The 530-nt window shown below is 54.5% G+C and carries 1 pseudogene; it reads right to left on the reverse strand.

Features of this window, described 5'->3' with window-relative positions:
* Positions 1 to 530 (reverse strand): annotated as a pseudogene (locus K5E19_RS23840) (trigger factor); the annotation flags it as partial.

The raw sequence follows: 530 nt of genomic DNA on the forward strand, positions 1-530 counted from the left end.
CGCTTCAACAGCCTGCTCTTCCAGGGCTACGTTGCGCATGTTGTCCATCAGCTCTTTGTTGCTGCCGTAGAACTCAACCACTTCACGCGGATCTTCGTAAGCAGAAGCCATCTCTTCGATCAGGCCTTTCACGCGATCTTCGTCAGCTTTCAGCTCGTGGGTACGAATCACTTCGCCCAGCAGCAGACCGACTACAACGCGGCGTTTAGCCTGCTCTTCGAACAGTTCGCGAGGCAGTTCCAGCGCTTGCTGCTGGTTGCCTCCGAAGCGCTGTGTAGCCTGGCGACGCAGAACGTCGATTTCGCTGTCAATCAGTGCTGCAGGAACGTCGATTTCGTTCGCTTTCACCAGACCTTCGATAGCCTGAGATTTCACACGGTTACGCACGGCGCCGTTCAGCTCGCGCTCCATGTTTTTACGCACTTCTGCACGCAGACCGGCAACGGAGCCATCTTCAACGCCGAAACGTTTGATGAACTCTTCAGTCAGTTCTGGCAGTTCGCGCTCTTCAACTTTCTTCAGGTTGATAA

The organism is Enterobacter sp. RIT637 (assembly GCF_019718755.1).
Lineage (GTDB): Bacteria > Pseudomonadota > Gammaproteobacteria > Enterobacterales > Enterobacteriaceae > Enterobacter.